The organism is Enterococcus sp. AZ091 (assembly GCF_051714805.1).
In the GTDB taxonomy this organism is placed as follows: domain Bacteria; phylum Bacillota; class Bacilli; order Lactobacillales; family Enterococcaceae; genus Enterococcus_D; species Enterococcus_D gallinarum.
On sequence record NZ_JBIOSO010000001.1, the window covers coordinates 1738726 to 1757838 of the forward strand.

Consider the following 19113-nt stretch of genomic DNA (forward strand, 5'->3'; position numbering starts at 1 on the left):
TAATGTAAATAAATAGAGGTTATTTATGATTAAACAAATTGCAATTTCGTTTTCAAAAATCGTTTACTTGTCCTTAGTTAAACTTTTTTCACTAAGGAGACGTCCTAAAAACAATAAAATCGTCTTTTTGTTAAGTTTTCCATCCACAAGTACCTATGTTTTGGATGCTTTAGTTGAAAGATACGGTAATCGTTTGGTTATTTGTTATACCAGCAATGCGCAAGAAACGATTAAACGATTTAATCAAGAAAGAATCGACTGCTATCCTCTGCAGTCATTTTATATCTTGTGTACTAGAATCATCCCGATTATTAAAGCGTCGCAAATGATTATATGTGATAATTATTTCGCCTTTCTGGGGGGGATGTTTTTTGATGAACAAACAAAAGTTGTTCAAATATGGCATGCAAATGGGGCAATCAAAAAATTTGGTTTGCAAGCCCAATATGCTAAGAAAGCAACTGCTAAGGATCAACAACGTTATCAAAAAGTATATGATACGTTTACGCATTTTGTAGTAAGTTCTCCGACAATGGCTGAAATTTTTGCTGAAAGTTACAATATCGATCCTATCTTTTTAAAATTCGGTTATCCCATGACGGATTATTATTTCAATCGGAACGAAAAAAACATTCTTAAAGAAAAGAATATTTTATCAAAAGGGACTAATAAAAAAATTGCTCTCTATGTTCCAACCTATAGAGAAAACGACTATGAGCTTCCGCTGGACTTCGAGCAAATTGAAGAACAAATTGGTGATGAATGGGTATTCTATATCCATGCCCATCCCCATGATAAAAAATTAAAAAGCTTGGCTAAGAAATATCCATCTTATTTTATTGATGAAATGCAACATGACCTAAAAAATTTACTTATTGTTGCAGATTGTCTGATCACGGATTATTCCTCAGTTCCATTTGAATTTTCTTTAGCGAATCCAAATGGAAAAATAATTTATTTTTGTTATGACTATGAATTATATGATGATCTTGTGGGGATACAAGAGGCCTTCAAAGATACTCTGGATTCTTCAATCGTGAAAACGCCAGCTGGATTATTTGAAGAAATAATGTCCTCCGAAAAACAGGACTTAGTGGATTTTAATGCGAAGTGGAATACGTTTGTTTCTGGAAATGCAATGAACTATTTATTTGAATGGATTGATGAACAATATGAAAACTGAAGAGATAATGGGAATTTTTGTGGATCAAATTACCTATGAGGATGTAATCAATGATTTACCAAATTATATCAATAGTAGTCGTAAAATGACTATTGTAAGTGTAAACCCGCAAATCATCACTGAAAGCAATAAATTTCCTGAAATCGTGCGATTTATCAATCATAGTACACATCGCATACCTGACGGGATTGGCGTAGTCTTTGTTTCGAAATTAACTGGTGGAAAAATCAAAGAAAGAGTCACTGGTTACGATTTAATGTTGAAATTATTGGATTACGCAAATATTCATAAGAAAAGTGCTTTTTTTTATGGAGCAAAGCCAGAAGTCCTTTCTGATGCAGTTAAGAACATCAATCAGCGATACCCAGACCTGATTGTTGCAGGCGCAGTGGACGGATATACTAAGATGGACGATGGAATCTTAGTTGATCAAATAAATGCTGCTCAACCTGATTTTCTTTTTGTAGCGTTGGGGTTTCCTCGGCAAGAGAAATGGTTGGCTAAAAATACAAATGCGCTTGAGGCATCAGTTTTTCAAGATGTTGGGGGGAGTTTTGATGTTTTAAGCGGTCACGTAAAAAGAGCTCCTGCTTTTTTTATTAATTGTCATTTAGAATGGTTGTACCGTTCTTTGAGCAATCCAAAGAGGATTGGAAGAATTCTACAGTTGCCAGTATTTATGGCGAAAAGTATTTATTGGAAGATGGTGCATAGAAATGATAAAACAAATTATTAGTTTTATTTATCGAACGTTATTCAATATAGTCACAGCAATCTTTCCAGTAAATAAAAAAATAGTTTTATTTGAAAGTTTTAACGGGAATATCCCTTCAGATAATCCTTTAGCGATTTATAATGCTATGGTTCAAGACGAAGAGTTTGCAAACTGGAATCTTTATTGGGGAATAAAAAAAGCAAATCTATTAGAAGCAAAAGCTATGTATCCAGAAATGAATTATCTTTCTCGCTATTCAATGAAATGGTTATGGGTAGCTTCAAGGGCGGGTTTTTGGATTTTTAATGCACGAATGTCAAACTGGTTTAAAAAAAATAAGCAAACAGTCTATTTTCAAACATGGCATGGGACCCCTTTGAAAAAATTAGGATTAGATATCAAAAATGTTGTCATGCCTGGTACAAATACTAAATCCTATCAAGATAGCTTTATCAAAGAAAGTAAGCGTTGGGATTATTTAGTCGCACCTAATGAATACTCAAAAGAGATATTTAAACATGCATTTGCTTTCGAAAATAATTTTTTAGATATCGGATATCCTAGGAACGATCGTTTGGTGCAAGCAAATAATGAGTTTATAGTCAACCAACTGAAAAAAGAACTCCTAGGAGAAAAACGAGGCAACGTTTTTCTATATGCACCAACTTGGCGAGATGATTATTTTATTTCCCAGGGGAATTACAAGTTTAACATGCCTTTCAAATTAGAAAAAATGATACAACTTCTTGATAAAGAAGATTTGCTAATTATCAGACCGCATTATTTAGTAAAAGATTCAATAGATATAGATGGGTATGAAAATCAAGTTAGGGTCTGTGTTGATGAGGATATAAATGATTTGTTTCTGATTGCTGATTGCTTAATAACAGATTATTCATCAGTTATGTTTGACTTTGCGATATTAAAGAAACCAATGATATTTTATGCCTATGATTTGGTTCATTATGAGAATGAGGTTCGTGGATTTTATTTTGATTATGATAGTTTACCTGGACCAATTTGTAAAGATGAAACATCATTCTATAATGCGATAAAAAACTTTTATACAGAAACCAGTAAAAAAAATCTCAATGATAAAAAATATCTAGAATTTTATAATAAATTTTGCTCTTGGGAAAATGGAGAAGCTTCTCTAAAAGTGGCAGAATTGATCAAGGCAAGTAATTAAGGGGATACTATATGAGTGCAGTAGGGAATATTAAGTTGCTGATTAACAAAGTATTAAACAGTTTTGTTTCAAAAAATGGTAGTATAGCGTCGTTTTATGCAAAATTAAGTACAATCGATATAAAGAAAAATACGATACTATATGAAGTCAGGGATGGTCAATCAATTGTAGACTCTCCTTTTGCAATTTTTAAGTATTTAGTGAATGATCCCGACTTCGCTCATTATCACCATGTGTGGGTAATCAATGATTTAGATTATCCTACTGTTAATAAAATAAAAGCTTCTTATAAGAATGTTGATTTTGTAGTGAGAAACTCAAAAGAATATTTGAAATGGCTTGCGTCTGCAGAATATTTAGTGAACAATGCTACTTTTCAATCTTTCTTTGTTAAGAAAAAAGAGCAAATTTACATAAATACTTGGCATGGGACACCTTTAAAATATATGGGATTTGATATCCCAGGAAATCCTGCTCATTCGCAAAATGTTGTAAGAAATTTTTTAATGGCTGATTATATTCTATCGCCGAATGCTCACACAACTGAAATTTTTTCAAAAAGCTATCGATTAGACGGAATTTTTCCTGGAGTGATTTTAGAAGGAGGCTACCCTCGAATAGATTGCACTAATTCTATTCAACGAGAAGTCATCAAAGAAGAATTAGATGAGTTAAACCTCGTTTTTGATGATAATTTGCCAACTATTTTATATACGCCAACATGGAAAGGATCTTCTATATTAAATCCCTCAAATGATGAAGAACAAATTATAAGAGAAACCTATCTTTTAAAAGACTATTTTAAGGGAAAATATAATGTATTGGTCAAGGTACATCCTTATATTTACAAGACATTAAGCAGAAATGAGCGAATCAAACATATTTTGATTCCAGATAGTTTGGATCCAAATGAGGTATTATCAATTGTTGATTTATTGATCACTGACTACTCTAGCATCTTTTTTGATTTTTTGGTTACAGACAAACCTATTATTTTTTATGTTTGGGACAGAGATTTGTATGAAGCGGATAGAGGAATGTATCTCCCAGAAAGTGTATTACCCGGACCTGTTGCTGAGACAATCGATGAGCTTATTGACCTGATAGAAAAAAAAGATATTTTTGTGGATCAATATAGACAAAATTATCGTTTAATGAAAGAGAAAATTTGCAATTACCAAGATGGTAATGTAACTAAGCGTTATGTTGAAAGGATTTTCAAAAAAAGGAAATCAGAAAAAATTAAGGAGATACTTCTTAGAAATGATCTGAAAAAACTTATTATTTATCCTGGTGGCATGAAAAATAATGGAATCACAACAAGTTTTATTAATCTAAGTAACAATATAGATTATAGCAAGTATGATATTTCTATTATTCTGAATAAACCTATTTCCAGTGAAGAAATAAAAAACTTAAATAAGATCAATAAAAATGTTCGAATGCTATTTCGTCCAGGAAATTCACTTTTTACTAGAAATGAATTAATCAGAGATTATTTTATTCAGCTCTTTTCATTGAAGAAAGGGTGGCGCTTCTTGCTACCAGAGAAAGCTTATAAAAGAGAGGCTGCGAGGATTGTAGGAAATATTGCGTTTGATGTTGCAATTGATTTTAGTGGGTATAGCTTTTTCTGGGCAAAATTGATTGCATTCATGAACAGTAATAAGAGAATTATTTTTCAACATAATGATTTATTAAGTGATTCAAAAAAAATCATTAATGGAAAGGCTCCGCATAAAAAAAATCTACCTGCAGTCTTTTCCATTTATTACTTGTTCGATCGTATTCTTAGTGTTTCAAAAGAGACCATGGAAATTAACAGAAAGAATTTAAAAGAATTTATTACGGATGGACAAATTGGTTACACGACAAATACAATTGATATATCTAAGATCATGACAAGTGGATCTGTAGATAGTAGTAATCCAAACGCCAATAATCAAGAAATATCTAATTTTAGATTTACAGGAAACATCATTGCCGCTAAAACCTATCAAGTATATACAAGCCTATCACTGCTGGAAAAAGGAGTATATTTTTCCAAAACAATTACAGAAGATGACGAAATTTATGTACTTGCATCAACTTTTTATAATATGAAAGAGTATGCAAAAATTACAGTTAATGGCATTTATACAGGTTGGATTGAAAAAAGATTTATTCAGGCTTCTAACAAAGGTATCCAAAAGGAAGAAACAATAATAGAAAACCGCTCAATGATTGCTACAATTAACTGCAGCAATGATGAAATGATTTATTATTCAATGAGTGATTTGAATAGTATTCGCTCACCACTTAAATATTTAAATAATACGTATGCTTATATTAGTAAAGAGCAGAAAATTAATGACACCAGCTACTGCTACATTGAAAACAGCAATGGAGAAATCGGCTGGATTAACAAAAATTGTCTTTCAAATTTTCATCAAACGTTTCATCTAAGGGCTTTAATAAATTATTTTTTGAATAAAAATGTCAAAGAAAAAACAATTGTGTTAGATAAGTTTCAGTCTATATTTATTCAAGGTCAATTCAAAAATAAAACAACAATTGGATGGACTGAACCAGAGCCAATTGCTGGAAGCGAACAAGTAGCCATTATGTTTGAAAAAGACGATGTAGCTTTATTTACAAAAAAAGCAACAATTAATCAGAAGGATTACTATTGTACTAATTCAGCAGAAGGAAATAAAATATGGATTGAAGCAAAAAACATTGAGGAAGCAAGAGTCAACTCAATGGAAATTCAAAGTAACTTAATTGATGAAAGAGCCAAGAATCAGAAGTGGATAAGCGGTCCTACCATCTCATCTGACTCTATCAATTTAGTTAATATGGGCAGATTATCACCAGAAAAAAATCAAATCAATTTAATCAAGGCTATCAAGCAAATTATTGAAGATCAAAAAAATGTACGTTTGTATATTTTAGGAGAAGGTCCTTTAAAACTTGAGATGAAGCAGCTAATCAAAAAACTTGAGCTTGAAGAACATGTCTTTCTGTTAGGACATCAAGAAGATCCTTTTTCGATTATGAAACAATGTGATTTGTTTGTTTTTCCTTCAATCTATGAAGGGCAACCTATGGTCTTATTAGAGGCTTTAACGTTAAAACTTCCTGTTCTAGCTACAAATATCCCTGCAAATGTTTCAGTTTTGGGAGAGTATTCTACGACCTACATTGAAGGATTTTCTGCAGAGGATATTGCACAAGCTATACAAAGAGAAATACCAATGATAGAACAGATAATAAAATTTGATCCTAATGATTACAATACGAAGGCAATTACAAATTTTTATATGGAAATTGATGGATAAAGTTAGGTGAGTACTATTATGCATAAAATTGAAATAAGAACAGAAAAAGACGAATGCTATTTTATCTCTAGAACGTTTAATTTTGTTAAACTAGTTATTGCAAAAGGAAAAAATGAGATTAGATTCATAAAAGTAGACGATTTTACTTGGAAAATCACAGGTAAAGATATTGCTAGTTTGATGAAAGAAAAACAAGAGGATAGGGTTTTTATTTATTACGGAATAAAAAAGGAGCAAATTTCAGTAGATGATTTTGATATTTCATTTATAAATTCTCCAAAAATGAAAATTTATAATACTGAAATTTATATATACCTCACTTTAGACAACAAAATAAGATTTATATGGAATCAATTTCCTTCAGCTAAGAGTTACATCCAGAATGCTCAAATAACTGATATCAGGATGCAAAAAAAACAGAACTTGATATTAAATTTTCAAGTTGTTACAAAGTGTATACCAATCGATAAATTAAATATTGTAACTATCAATAGACAGAAGCAAGCTACTCATACGATAGAAACCAAGTATATAAATAGTAGAAAAGGAGAAAACAGTACCTTTATTAATAGTTTCTCTGTGACTTATGATATTGTAGAAGCAATAAAAAAAGTTACTGGAACTATTCATTATGACCAGTACAATTATGATGTTATTGATTTTGGATTTACTATTCAATCAAAAATTATTCCTTTAACGTCATATATGGCACAAATAAGTATTCCTTCAATAAAGAATAATGAGATATGGCTAAACTTTTCAGAGAGCAAAAAGATAATGATAAGATTTTTTGAAAATGCAAAAAATAAAGTTTCTGCTAGATTTGGTATATTAAATAATGAAGAATTCACTTTCTTGAAGAGCCTTGAAAACGATCATATGTTATCTAAATCATCCGATAAAAACAATATTATTTTAATTATGGAGTATCCACATAAAGCACAGGAAAATGGTTTGGCGTTTTTTAAATATCTGATGGATAAACAGAAAGAGTTTATTCCGTACTATATCATTACTAAAGACTCGAAAGATTTACTGGAATTAAATAAATATATGTCCAATGTCTTGTTTTATAAAAGTAAGGAACATATCGAAAAACTCTTTCAAGCCAGTTATCTCGCTCATACGCATACCCCAAATTATGCAGCCCCAGTATTGACAAGTACTATTGAGAGAAAGATAAAGAGTTTTTATAATATATTTCTACAACATGGTATTATAGGTGTGCGAAATTTAGAATATATGTATGGGAAAAAAACAAATCCCGAACTAATTAATAAATTTGTTGTTTCATCAAAAAGAGAATTTAATATAGTTAGGGATGAATTGTATTATCCTGAGGGAGATATTATCTTAACTGGTCTTCCAAGGTTTGATTATTTACTTGAACCTTTTAATCAGGTCAAAACTATTATTAATAAAAAAAAGATCTTAATCATGCCTTCTTGGAGAAAGGGGCAGGAGAATTTATCGGATGAAGAATTTAAAAAGACATCTTTCTTCAAAGCCTTTAATTCGTTAATAAATAATTGGTTTTTTGAAAATGAAGTTAATAAACGGGATTTGACTGTTAATTTATACTTGCATAATAATTTTCAGAAGTATAATCATTTGTTTGAATCTAGATTTGTTCAAGTTGTTGAAGCTGGAGAACATACCGTCCAAAACATGTTAAAAAATCATGGAATATTAATAACTGATTATTCAAGTGTAGGGCTTGATTTCTCAATTTTATATAAACCAGTATTGTATTATCAGTTTGATAATCAACTTGTTGAACAGAGAAATTTTGATCCATTAGAGCCAGATTTTTTACCTGGAAAGATAGTCAATAAAGAAGAAGAGCTATTGAATGAATTATTCAAAAAGATTGAACATTATAAAATGGAAAAAGAATTCAAAAAAATTGTTAAAAATGATATTTACCAATTTCGTGATAGAAGAGCTTGTCAAAGAGTTTTTCAAAATTTGCAACATTTACATGAAGAAAAAAAATCCTTTTAGTAGCCGAATATTGCACTTGTAGAGAGAAATTGTTTTTAAAGAGAAAGGTGTTTGGATTGAATATATTAGCTAAGGTTAGAAAAAAAAATAATTTATCTTTTCAGCTAGCCACCTGGGCAGCGGAGTATTATGAATTTTGCGAACAAGACTCAAAAATGATTTTTTATGAATCCAGAGATGGAAAAAATATGGTTGACTCCCCAAAAGCAATCTTTGAATATATGATGAATCATGAAAGATATAAAGAATATACTCATGTTTGGAGCTTTGATCCAGCAGTAGATAATTGGGAGAATATAATCGATTTCTATCAAGAACAAACAAATGTGCTTTTTGTGGAGAGAAACACACAAGAATACGTAAAATATCTTTATGAGAGTAAATTTTTAATTACAAACGCTACTTTTCAATCTTTTTTTATACCTAGGAAAGATCAGGTAGTAATTAATACTTGGCATGGTACTCCACTAAAAAAAATGGGATTTGATATCAAAGATTCTAATCCAGCCGGTCCGCAAAATGTTATCAGAAATTTTCTTTTTTCAAATTACTTAATTAGTCCAAATAGACATACAACTAATATGTATTTGAACAGCTTTAAATTGGACGGATTGTATCAAGGTGAGATTTTAGAAGCAGGCTATCCAAGAATTGACTTAATGCATAAAACTACACTCGAATCAGAAGTAAAGAAATTAAAAGAGCTATCATTGAATGTTAACCTTGACAAAAAAACAGTTCTATATTGTCCTACTTGGAAGGGAAAAGACGTAAATAACCCTACTTCTGAGTTGAATCAAATAATTAGTGAATCTAAGTTTTTACAAAGTCACATTGGAAGTGAATATAACTTACTTGTTAAGGTACATCCGTTTATTTATGATGCAGCGAAAGAAATTGATGAGTTTCGTGGGTTTTTAGTACCAGATTCTTATGATCCAAATGAATTAATGGTGGCTATTGATCTATTGGTGACAGACTATTCTAGTATATTTTTTGACTTTATGCTGACTGATAAACCAATTCTATTTTATTGTTGGGATAAGGATCTTTATGAAAATGATAGAGGGCTATATATTAGTGAAGATAAATTACCTGGTCCGGTTGCTACGACAATTTTCGAAATTATTAATTATATAAAAAGTATTGATAGAGTGCAGAAAGAATATAGACAAAATTATGAAGCTCTCAAAAGCGAATTTCTAAAATACGAGGATGGAAATGTAACACACAGAATTATTTCATATATTTTTGATAAACATGAGCTAAATTTGGGTGAAAGCATAGTTTCAAGAAATAATAAAAAGAAATTGTTGTTTTATGTGGGAGGAATGAAAAATAATGGAATAACATCAAGTTTAATCAATTTACTAAAAAATATCGATTATTCAGAATATGATGTTACTTGTTTCTCAGGCTATCCTCATTCTTCAGAAAGTATTTCTAATATCCACGCTATTCCTGATGAGGCAAGATTTTTGTTCAAGCCAGGATATGCTATGCTAAGTAACAAAGAACAGAAATTAGTAGCAAGGTATAATGAAAAGCCATCTGAAAAAAACTCAAGCTTACTTCCGTGGGATGGGCTCAAGAGAGAGGCTTCTCGAATTTTCTCTAATCAAAAATTTGATGTAGCAATCGATTTCAGCGGGTATAGTTTCTTTTGGTCAAAGTACATTTTGGCGGCTGATTCAGATAAAAAACTTTGTTATCTCCATAGTGATATGCTAGAAGATAAAAATCGTACAGTTAATGGAGTACGCATTCATGAGATGAACCTATTAAGGTTGTTTTATCAATACAAAAATTTTGATAAGTTAATCACTGTGTCACCTATTATGCAAGAAGTAAATCAGGCTAAATTATCAAAATTTGTAGACAAAGATAAGTTTACTTACGCATTAAATACTCTAGATACGGAAAAACTTTTTTCAACAAGCAAAGAGCTGAATGAAGAAATTAATATTCTTGAAAGTAATACAGATTTAGTTAATATAAGAGAATCAATAGAAATATTTAAATCTCCTTTTGATTTAGAAAGTAAAAGTCAGATAATTAAGTCGACTGATTTGTTAAGATCAGTAGCTCAGGTTAAGTTCGCAGATGAAATCAGATATAAGATTTTGATTAATAATATTTTTGTTGGATGGACTTCTTCAAAAGATGTCAATATACGGTTGCCAGAAATAGTGAGTATAGAGAACGTCGATTATTTTTGCTACGTAAAACGAAATAAACGTAGAATCCTATGGAAAGACCTTCCCACGATTGAGGAAGCAAGAGTAGTCGGGAAAATATGGGATTATCGCTACTTGATTGTTAAAGTTACTAAAGAAGCTTATTTGAGTACAGATCAAGTATATGTTCACATACAAATAGATTCTAAGGATTTGGGCTGGATTGAGAAATCTGTTCTAAATCCTATCAACAGTAACTTAATGCTTAGAAAAATGAAGAATCATTTATCGAATAGAAACCGTCTAAGAACTTTAAATAACAGAACTCTTGAAACTGTCTATGAAGAAGGGTTTGCTAGAATCATTGCACTTCCAAGTAATGATCCATGGAAAAGCGCCTTAACAAAGGATTATGAAAAAGAAGACATCAATATAATCAACGGAAAAATTTTGAAGTATACTATGAAAATTCAAAATCAGAACGGTTGGTACTATCGTCTTTGGGATCGAAATAAGTTTATCGGTTGGGTAAATGAGAAAAATTTATTAATAATTGATGGATTTCACATTGTTTCAACTGAAAATATATTATTGAAAGCACAAATAATATCAGACTATGCGTTTTCTTCATTAGAGGAACAAAAAACTATTGAAGTAACGACAAAAGAAGTTTTATTAACAGAGAAGTGCATTACAACACTAGGCATATATTTCAAAACGAATACAGATATTTTTGTGGAAGAGTCTAAGATTAAAGTGATTAAAAGCTTCGGAAAAGTTGATTTATTAGGAAATTTTGTGCTGTATCCTCAACAAGAAAATTTTAATATCGTTACCATGGGGCGGCTATCTCCAGAAAAAAGACAAGCTGAGTTAATTGAAGCCTTTAATCGATTTGTCACTTCCGTTGACAATGCTCGACTTTATATTTTAGGTGATGGACCTTTAAGGCAAGAGCTAATTGATCAAATAAAATCTTTAAATATAGCTGACAAAGTTTTTTTAATGGGGCATGAGAAAAATCCTTTTCAGTTACTATCTGAAGCTCAATTTTTTATTCTAACTTCGGAATATGAAGGACAACCTATGGTTTTGCTAGAAGCAATGGCCTTGGGAGTTCCAGTAGGAGCTACAAATATACCGGCTACACAATTTGTATTACAAAATGGTAGATTAGGAATTTTGGCCCAAAGTAATAACGTTGAAGGCATAGAAAATATGCTTATAAAGGCATATAATGAAAAAGTCCAACCAGCTACTTTCAATGCACAAGAATATAATAAAAATGCGATCAAGATGTTTTATAAACAAATTGAGGAGGTATAAGCAATGAGATATCTTGTTACAGGCGGTGCCGGCTTTATAGGCTCAACATTAGTAAATAATTTAGAAAAAAATAACAATGAAATAGTGGTCGTTGATAACTTATCGATGGGAAAAAGAGAAAATCTTAATAGCAGTCCTAAAATCACGTTCTTTGAAAAAGATGTAAGAAACCGAGATTTTGTAAATAAATTATTTGCTGAATATCAGTTTGATTATATTTTCCATCTAGCTGCAGTTGCAAGTGTTGCCGATTCGATAGAGAGACCATTTGAAACACACCAAGTTAATATGGAGGCTACACTTGACTTACTGGAATTAGCAAAAGAGACCCAGAAAAATCTAAAAAGGTTTGTTTTTGCTTCTTCTGCGGCTGTTTATGGAGACGATCAAGTCTTACCTAAATCAGAGATTTCGAGAATAAAGCCGTTGTCTCCGTATGCAATTGACAAATACTCGTCGGAACAATATGTATTACTTTATAATACTCTGTATGGGTTACCGACAAGTGCTGTACGATTTTTTAATGTTTATGGTCCAAATCAAAATCCTTCTTCTCCATACTCAGGAGTGTTGTCTATTATAACGAATCATTTCAAAAAAATAAGAAATAATGAAAAAGATGTGTTTACAATTTTTGGAGATGGGAGTCAAACTAGAGACTTTGTCTATGTTGAGGATGTTTTGCAAGCTCTAAAATTGGTATCAGAAAAAGAAGAAGCACTAGGAGAAGTGTTTAATGTAGGGACTGGCGCTCCTAGTTCGATTAACGATGTACTTGGTATATATGAATCCGAAATGAATATCAAGCCTATAATTCAGTTTGAAGAGTCTAGAAAAGGTGATATTAAGGATTCGGTTGCAGATATATCAAAACTTAAGAAAATTGGGTTTTCACCTAATTATAGTTTAGATGAAGGAATAGCTGAGTATTTAAAAGAAGAAATACAATATTGATAAATGTTAAATAGTTGTGGAATGGAGTAAATCTCAATGAAAGTGACAAGGTCCAATAGTTCGAAATCTCTCAATACGGAAAAGATATTCTCCTTTATGCTAGTACTTCTTTCATTTGTTTTAATTTTACTAACTTTGAATTCAAATGTTTTTTCAAATAGGATAGACGCTCATGATTCTTCCATGTTTCTTTATTTCGGAAAAGGAATATCGGAAGGATTAATACCTTATAAAGATATGTTTGATCATAAAGGGATAGTATTATTTTTTATTCAATATATAGCTAATATTGTTGGATTGGGCAATATATTTTTGGGAATATTTTTAGTGGAGGCAGTTTTTTTATTAATTGCTTTAATTTTTCTTTACAAAACAAGTTATCTTGTTTCAAGAAATCATTTGATATGTGGAGTTGTAATATTGATTTCTTCTGGATTATTTTCTGAATTATACGAAGGTGGAAATCTTTCTGAAGAATATGCATTAACTTTTATCTCTATCTCAATGTACTACTTTCTGAAAGAGATAATCGGTGATTCATTAAAAAGTTACCAATACTTTCTTTTAGGTCTAATGGGTGGTTTAGTATTTTTTATACGTCTAAACATGATTTCTCTTTGGGTAGTCTTTTGCATAGGAATAGCCGTAAGAGAAATTATAAAAAAAAGTTTTGTTTCTCTTTTTAGAAAAGCTTTTTACATTTTTCTTGGTGGAATGTCTATTGTTTTGCTCATTATTGTATTCTCTATAATGACAAATTCAGTTGAGGAAATGATTTTTCAAACATTCACATTGAACATGCAGTACTCTTCAACATCTCTAAAAGAACGAGTGGCAGCGTTTATCTTCTTCTTCGGTTTATTTTCAGTATATGGTCTGCCTATTTGGTTTACAGTTTTGTTTTCAAAAATTGTTATTAAATATAGAGAAATAGAGGTGGAGAAGCGGTCTGTTATTGTTTTAATCCTAATAGCACTGATTTTAAATCTATTTACGATTGTTGTCTCTGGTAGAAATTATCGTCATTACGGAATCACGGAAATTCCTTTTCTGATTGTTTTACAGTGCATCGCAATGGGATTTTACTCAAAAAAATTTAGTAGGAAGAAAAATCTTATAGTTATGTTTGTATTTCTTTTTTCCATGCTACCTATATTCTTGCCAACCGTAGGTGAACGTATTAATAATGTTAATAGAAAAGAAACGCCTTCATATCAATCGGAACAATTAGATATTGCCAGATATATAAAAAATCATTCGAACGAGGATGAACAAATTTATGTTCATGCAATTGATGCAAATATATACTTACATTCTAATAGATTCTCTAATTCCAAATTTTTTGTGCTTCCTTCGCTGAATTATGAAGAATTTCCAAAGTTAAAAAATCAATTTACAAATTCTTTACAAAAAAATCCTCCAAAGTTTATTGTTATTTCAAAAAATTCATTCTTAGAGGAGCATCCAAACGATAGAAAACTAAATAAGATTTTAATTGAAAAAATCAAACAAGATTATCACAAAGTAGACGCATTCGATAAGAGCTACTATGTTTTTGAAAAACAGTAGCTTAAAATCGGTGAGATTTTCATCAATACAGCTTACAATAATGTTAAACTAGAGTACGAAAAATATTTATTTTATTCCACTCCTCCTAACTTTCGTGTATAATGGTACAAGTCAGTATTACGAAAGTTAGGAGGAGTTGTTTTGAGTAAACAACATCCAGAAGAGAAGTCCTTCAAAGACGAAGTTTTAGGTGCTTTGAAAAAACCTCAAACCAACGAATCGTCTGAACAAAAGCGATCATCTGTTGAGGAACCTATAGAAAGTCGCTCTGCGACCCGCAGTACAAAAAAGCAGAGCAGTACCCAAAAGGGCCAAATCAAAAATAAAACTGTTCAAAAAAACGCTAAAAAAGCGAAGCGTTCAGCTCCTAAAAGGGAAGAAGCTGGTTTAGATGAAAAGTCAGATACCGTTCGTAAGTTACAGCGGAAAAGAGAAGACCGTATCGTCAATCGCATCGTCACAATTGTTGTAATCGCATTAATCGTTATTGGCGGCGTCCTTGGTTTTTCAGTCTATCGATATGTTACTTCAGGATTGCAGCCGTTAGATCCAGAAAAAACAGAAAAAGTTGCTGTTGAGATTCCAAGCGGATCATCAAATAAAATGATTGGCGAGATTTTAGAAAAAGATAAGATCATCAAAAGTGGTATGATCTTTAATTATTATACGAAATTTAATAATCTGACTGGTTTCCAAGCTGGTAATTATCAGTTTTCTCCAAGTATGACTCTGGATGAAATTAGTGCCCAGTTACAGCAAGGAGAAGGGTCAGTGACATCAGATGCGAAAGTGACGATTCCTGAAGGGTATGATATAGACCAAATCGGAGATGCGCTTGCCAAAGCAACAAGTATCTCGAAAGATGATTTCTTAGCTTTAATGAAAGATGACACCTTCTTTAATAAAATGCATGAAGCATATCCAGAGTTGTTGGATAGCGCAGCAAAAGCAGAAGGCGTTCGCTACAAGTTAGAAGGATATCTCTTCCCGGCAACTTATGACTATTATAAAGGAAACACTTTAGAAGAAGTTGTGACCCAAATGATCGATAAAACAAATACTGTTATGTCTAAATATTACGATCAGATCGCAGAAAAAGAAATGACAGTGCAAGAAGTGTTGACCTTGGCTTCTCTTGTCGAAAAAGAAGGTAGTAAAGAAGATGACCGTAAGAACATTGCCCAAGTCTTCTTTAACCGTCTGGCAGTGGATATGCCATTGCAGTCAGATATTTCTATTCTCTATGCGTTAGGCGAGCATAAAGAGTTGGTAACTTACGAAGATACTCAAGTAGACTCACCATACAATTTGTATGTCAACACAGGATACGGTCCAGGATCATTCAATAATCCAAGTGAGCAATCTATCAAAGCAGTGTTGGAACCAACACCAAATAATTACTATTATTTTGTGGCAGACATCAATACGCAAGAAGTCTATTTTGCAGAAACCTATGATGAACATATGCGTTTAGTTGAAAAATATGTAAACAATACTTCGAATTAATTTTTATTAGGATATTAGTTTACATTTAAAAAAAACCATGGTAATCTTTTGTGGACTATTCGCAAAAGATTACCTTTTGCAGTTGATACGAAGTTAAAAGGAGAAATTAAAATGGTAGAAAAAGTATACCCAATGACATTAGAAGGAAAAGAAAAATTAGAGCAGGAATTAGAAGAATTAAAGACAGTCAAACGTGGAGAAATCATTGAAAGAATCAAAGTTGCCCGCAGCTTTGGAGATCTTTCTGAGAACTCTGAATACGAATCCGCAAAAGATGAACAAGCCTTTGTAGAAGGTCGTATCACCACATTAGAAAATATGATCCGTTTTGCTGAGATCATTGATAATGAAGGCGTAGACAATGATGAAGTATCGATCGGAAAAACAGTCACGTTCATTGAATTACCTGATGGAGATGAAGAAGAATATACAATAGTTGGGAGTGCAGAAGCGGATCCATTTTCTGGTAAAATCTCAAACGATTCACCGATCGCTCGTGCATTGATTGGTAAAAAAATCAATGATGAAGTAACAATTTCAACACCAGGCGGAGATATGCTGGTGAAAATCACAGAAGTGAAAAAAAGCTGATTTTTTCGTAAAAGTATAAGCAGAAGATCCTGATGATCACTTTCTCAAAGAGAAAAGGACCAATCAGGATCTTTTTTCGGACTCGCGACGGATGTATGCCATCGAAGAATCCGTTATGATAAAATAGAATCATTGGGAGGAGGAGCTTACATGAAAAGCCCTTGGCGTTTTTTCTTTGTCGTAGAAGCATTATTATTTCTATTTGCGGTCTGGCAAATTTTATCGAATCCACCGTTATTGATTTTATTGATTTTAGGTGTTGTGACGATCTACTTTGTTTCTCGCAGAGAACGTAAAACAAATTTTAATAATTTTTTGATGGTTACCGGTGGTATTGCCATCTTTATCAGTCTTTTAAATAGTCCGGCTTTGTGGCTGATGTTGATTTTTGCGATCCTTTTTATTGGATTGAAAGGTGTGGAAATCACTGGTGTAGATTTTACAAAAAACACGTTTTGGCGCAAAAAACAAATGATCATTTTAGAAACAGAAGAACCAAAGCAGTTTCATCCTCATAAAACGAAACAACAATGGATCGGCAATGAGCGGATCGGGAATCAAGTGTATGAATGGGATGATATCAATATCGACATCTTTTCTGGAGATACGATCATTGATTTGGGAAATACATTATTGCCGAAAAAAGAGAATGTCGTGATTGTTCGTAAGGGATTCGGCCGTACGAGAATTTTAGTTCCTGCTGGAGTTGCTATCAAAATGGAACATAGCACCTTTATCGGGACAGTGATTTTCGAAGGCGAGTCAACAGGTCTGAAGAATGAGAAAGTTACGATCTACAGTCCGGATTATGAGGAAAACACCCGCCGACTAAAAATTTTAACGAACACTTTGATTGGGGATATCGAGGTGATTCGGGTATGATTGCTAAATTTTCTCGAGGAATGATCGCTTTTTATAGTGCGGTCACTAGTTTTTTGATGATGATCTTGATTCTTTTTTCGTATCTTTATGCTAGTGGAAAGAAGAATTGGCTGCTAGAAGTCTTTCAGATCAAACTATTCTTTATACCGATCATTTTTCATTTATTAGTTGTTTCGCTGATGGTGGGCCTGGCTGTCTTTCTATTGATTTCTCTTTTCAGAAACCGCCAATACGGGCCAATCGAAGAGAAGCTGCGATTACTTTCAAATGGAGATATTGATAGTCCACTACTTGACACACCTATCCCTCATGCGCAAGAAAATCGGTTGATTGAAGATGTCGATCGAGACATCAGGAAATTACAGGTCAAAATGAAAGATATGTCAAGTGAGCTTCAACAATTAAATGCTCGGCCGCAGCTAGTGGATGGCAGTACAAAAGAAGAAATCCTTGAAGCCGAACGACATCGTTTGGCCCGAGAATTGCATGATTCAGTTTCACAACAATTATTTGCCGCAATGATGATGATGTCCGCATTGAACGAACAAGCTATCCGGGACGATGCCCCAGAAATGCAAAAGAAGCAGTTGGCTATGGTAACGGACATCATCAATGCTTCGCAGTCTGAGATGCGAGCGTTATTGTTACATCTGCGTCCGGTCACATTGGAAGGGAAAAGCCTCAAACAAGGAATCGAGCAATTATTAAAAGAATTGGAAACAAAAATTAAGATATCCTTGAAATGGGATATTGAAGAGTTTACTATGCCAAGCTCTATAGAAGACCAATTATTTCGAGTGATTCAAGAATTACTATCGAATACACTGCGTCATGCCAAAGCGGATGAACTTGAAGTCTACTTGAATCATATTGAACACAACGTGCTGTTGCGCGTGATCGACGATGGTGTAGGATTCGATGTCGACAATCAAAAAGCTGGCAGTTATGGACTGATGAATATCCGTGAGCGAATCAGTGCCGTTGGCGGCACATTAAAGATTATCAGTTTTAAAAATCAAGGAACAAGTATTGAAATAAAAATCCCGCTGCTTAAGGAGGCATAAAAATGATCAACGTTTTGTTAGTAGATGACCACGAAATGGTACGTTTGGGGGTTTCTTCCTACTTATCCATTCAAGAAGATATAGAGGTGATTGGAGAAGCTGAAAACGGCAAAATCGGCTACGAAAAGGCATTGTCTTTACGTCCCGATGTCATCTTGATGGATTTAGTGATGGATGAAATGGATGGTATTGAGGCAACCAAAGCCATTCTAGCAGATTGGCCGGAAGCAAAAATCATCATAGTTACTAGTTTTATTGATGACGAGAAAGTATATCCTGCAATTGAAGCTGGTGCTGCCGGTTATTTGTTAAAAACATCCACTGCACATGAAATTGCGGATGCCATTCGTGCGACTCAAAGAGGCGAGCGGGTGTTGGAACCGGAAGTAACAACGAAAATGATGGATCGTTTAACAAATCGTACGCCGATTTTACATGATGATCTGACAAATCGAGAAAAAGAAGTGCTGCTTTTGATTGCTGAAGGGAAAAGTAATCAGGAGATCGCAGATGAGTTGTTTATTACACTCAAAACGGTTAAAACTCATGTATCAAATATATTGTCGAAACTAGAAGTGGAAGATCGAACACAAGCAACCATTTATGCCTTTAAGCATGGCTTGACAAAATAAG

The 19113-nt window shown here is 32.6% G+C and carries 13 protein-coding genes; all 13 read left to right on the plus strand.

The features are described 5' to 3' along the window. The first annotated feature begins 25 nt into the window (after positions 1-25). Positions 26-1183 (plus strand): CDP-glycerol glycerophosphotransferase family protein, encoded by a 1158-nt coding sequence (locus IGJ28_RS08745; protein ID WP_252711815.1) that lies wholly within the window; start codon positions 26-28, stop codon positions 1181-1183. Further along, positions 1173-1919 (plus strand): WecB/TagA/CpsF family glycosyltransferase, encoded by a 747-nt coding sequence (locus tag IGJ28_RS08750; RefSeq protein WP_252711893.1) that lies wholly within the window; start codon positions 1173-1175, stop codon positions 1917-1919. The genes IGJ28_RS08745 and IGJ28_RS08750 overlap by 11 nt, the downstream gene beginning before the upstream one ends. Next, on the plus strand, positions 1900-3087 hold the full coding sequence (locus IGJ28_RS08755; RefSeq protein ID WP_252711816.1) for a CDP-glycerol glycerophosphotransferase family protein: 1188 nt from the start codon (positions 1900-1902) through the stop codon (positions 3085-3087). Before IGJ28_RS08750 ends, IGJ28_RS08755 begins: the two co-directional genes overlap by 20 nt. Before the next feature lie 11 nt (positions 3088-3098). Further along, positions 3099-6407 carry a CDP-glycerol glycerophosphotransferase family protein gene (locus IGJ28_RS08760; RefSeq protein ID WP_252711817.1) on the plus strand — a complete coding sequence of 1103 codons (3309 nt, stop codon included), beginning with the start codon at positions 3099-3101 and terminating at the stop codon, positions 6405-6407. A gap of 18 nt (positions 6408-6425) precedes the next feature. Then, positions 6426-8411, plus strand: a complete 1986-nt coding sequence (locus tag IGJ28_RS08765; protein WP_219645281.1) for a CDP-glycerol glycerophosphotransferase family protein — start codon at positions 6426-6428, stop codon at positions 8409-8411. 47 nt (positions 8412-8458) lie between these two features. Then, positions 8459-11914 (plus strand): CDP-glycerol glycerophosphotransferase family protein, encoded by a 3456-nt coding sequence (locus tag IGJ28_RS08770; RefSeq protein WP_086269264.1) that lies wholly within the window; start codon positions 8459-8461, stop codon positions 11912-11914. Between the two features lie 3 nt (positions 11915-11917). After that, positions 11918-12868 carry an NAD-dependent epimerase/dehydratase family protein gene (locus tag IGJ28_RS08775; RefSeq protein ID WP_252711818.1) on the plus strand — a complete coding sequence of 317 codons (951 nt, stop codon included), beginning with the start codon at positions 11918-11920 and terminating at the stop codon, positions 12866-12868. Between the two features lie 36 nt (positions 12869-12904). Then, positions 12905-14437, plus strand: a complete 1533-nt coding sequence (locus tag IGJ28_RS08780) for a tryptophan-rich sensory protein (protein ID WP_113849912.1) — start codon at positions 12905-12907, stop codon at positions 14435-14437. Between the two features lie 141 nt (positions 14438-14578). Next, positions 14579-15943 carry an endolytic transglycosylase MltG gene (gene mltG, locus IGJ28_RS08785; RefSeq protein WP_438845330.1) on the plus strand — a complete coding sequence of 455 codons (1365 nt, stop codon included), beginning with the start codon at positions 14579-14581 and terminating at the stop codon, positions 15941-15943. 111 nt (positions 15944-16054) lie between these two features. Then, positions 16055-16534, plus strand: a complete 480-nt coding sequence (gene greA, locus IGJ28_RS08790; RefSeq protein ID WP_003126935.1) for a transcription elongation factor GreA — start codon at positions 16055-16057, stop codon at positions 16532-16534. A gap of 150 nt (positions 16535-16684) precedes the next feature. After that, positions 16685-17416, plus strand: a complete 732-nt coding sequence (gene liaF, locus IGJ28_RS08795; RefSeq protein WP_208787995.1) for a cell wall-active antibiotics response protein LiaF — start codon at positions 16685-16687, stop codon at positions 17414-17416. Continuing rightward, complete coding sequence (locus tag IGJ28_RS08800) at positions 17413-18480, plus strand: sensor histidine kinase (RefSeq protein ID WP_003126937.1); 1068 nt, start codon at positions 17413-17415, stop codon at positions 18478-18480. Before liaF ends, IGJ28_RS08800 begins: the two co-directional genes overlap by 4 nt. A 2-nt stretch (positions 18481-18482) precedes the next feature. Beyond that, complete coding sequence (locus IGJ28_RS08805; protein WP_003126938.1) at positions 18483-19112, plus strand: response regulator transcription factor; 630 nt, start codon at positions 18483-18485, stop codon at positions 19110-19112. Position 19113 lies beyond the last annotated feature (1 nt).

What these genes read in the sequence shown, in the direction of transcription:
- IGJ28_RS08745 (WP_252711815.1), top strand. Translation starts at nt 26, where the DNA reads ATGATTAAACAAATTGCAATTTCGTTTTCAAAAATCGTTTACTTGTCC.
- IGJ28_RS08750 (WP_252711893.1), top strand. Translation starts at nt 1,173, where the DNA reads ATGAAAACTGAAGAGATAATGGGAATTTTTGTGGATCAAATTACCTAT.
- IGJ28_RS08755 (WP_252711816.1), top strand. Translation starts at nt 1,900, where the DNA reads ATGATAAAACAAATTATTAGTTTTATTTATCGAACGTTATTCAATATA.
- IGJ28_RS08760 (WP_252711817.1), top strand. Translation starts at nt 3,099, where the DNA reads ATGAGTGCAGTAGGGAATATTAAGTTGCTGATTAACAAAGTATTAAAC.
- IGJ28_RS08765 (WP_219645281.1), top strand. Translation starts at nt 6,426, where the DNA reads ATGCATAAAATTGAAATAAGAACAGAAAAAGACGAATGCTATTTTATC.
- IGJ28_RS08775 (WP_252711818.1), top strand. Translation starts at nt 11,918, where the DNA reads ATGAGATATCTTGTTACAGGCGGTGCCGGCTTTATAGGCTCAACATTA.
- IGJ28_RS08780 (WP_113849912.1), top strand. Translation starts at nt 12,905, where the DNA reads ATGAAAGTGACAAGGTCCAATAGTTCGAAATCTCTCAATACGGAAAAG.
- greA (WP_003126935.1), top strand. Translation starts at nt 16,055, where the DNA reads ATGGTAGAAAAAGTATACCCAATGACATTAGAAGGAAAAGAAAAATTA.
- liaF (WP_208787995.1), top strand. Translation starts at nt 16,685, where the DNA reads ATGAAAAGCCCTTGGCGTTTTTTCTTTGTCGTAGAAGCATTATTATTT.
- IGJ28_RS08800 (WP_003126937.1), top strand. Translation starts at nt 17,413, where the DNA reads ATGATTGCTAAATTTTCTCGAGGAATGATCGCTTTTTATAGTGCGGTC.
- IGJ28_RS08805 (WP_003126938.1), top strand. Translation starts at nt 18,483, where the DNA reads ATGATCAACGTTTTGTTAGTAGATGACCACGAAATGGTACGTTTGGGG.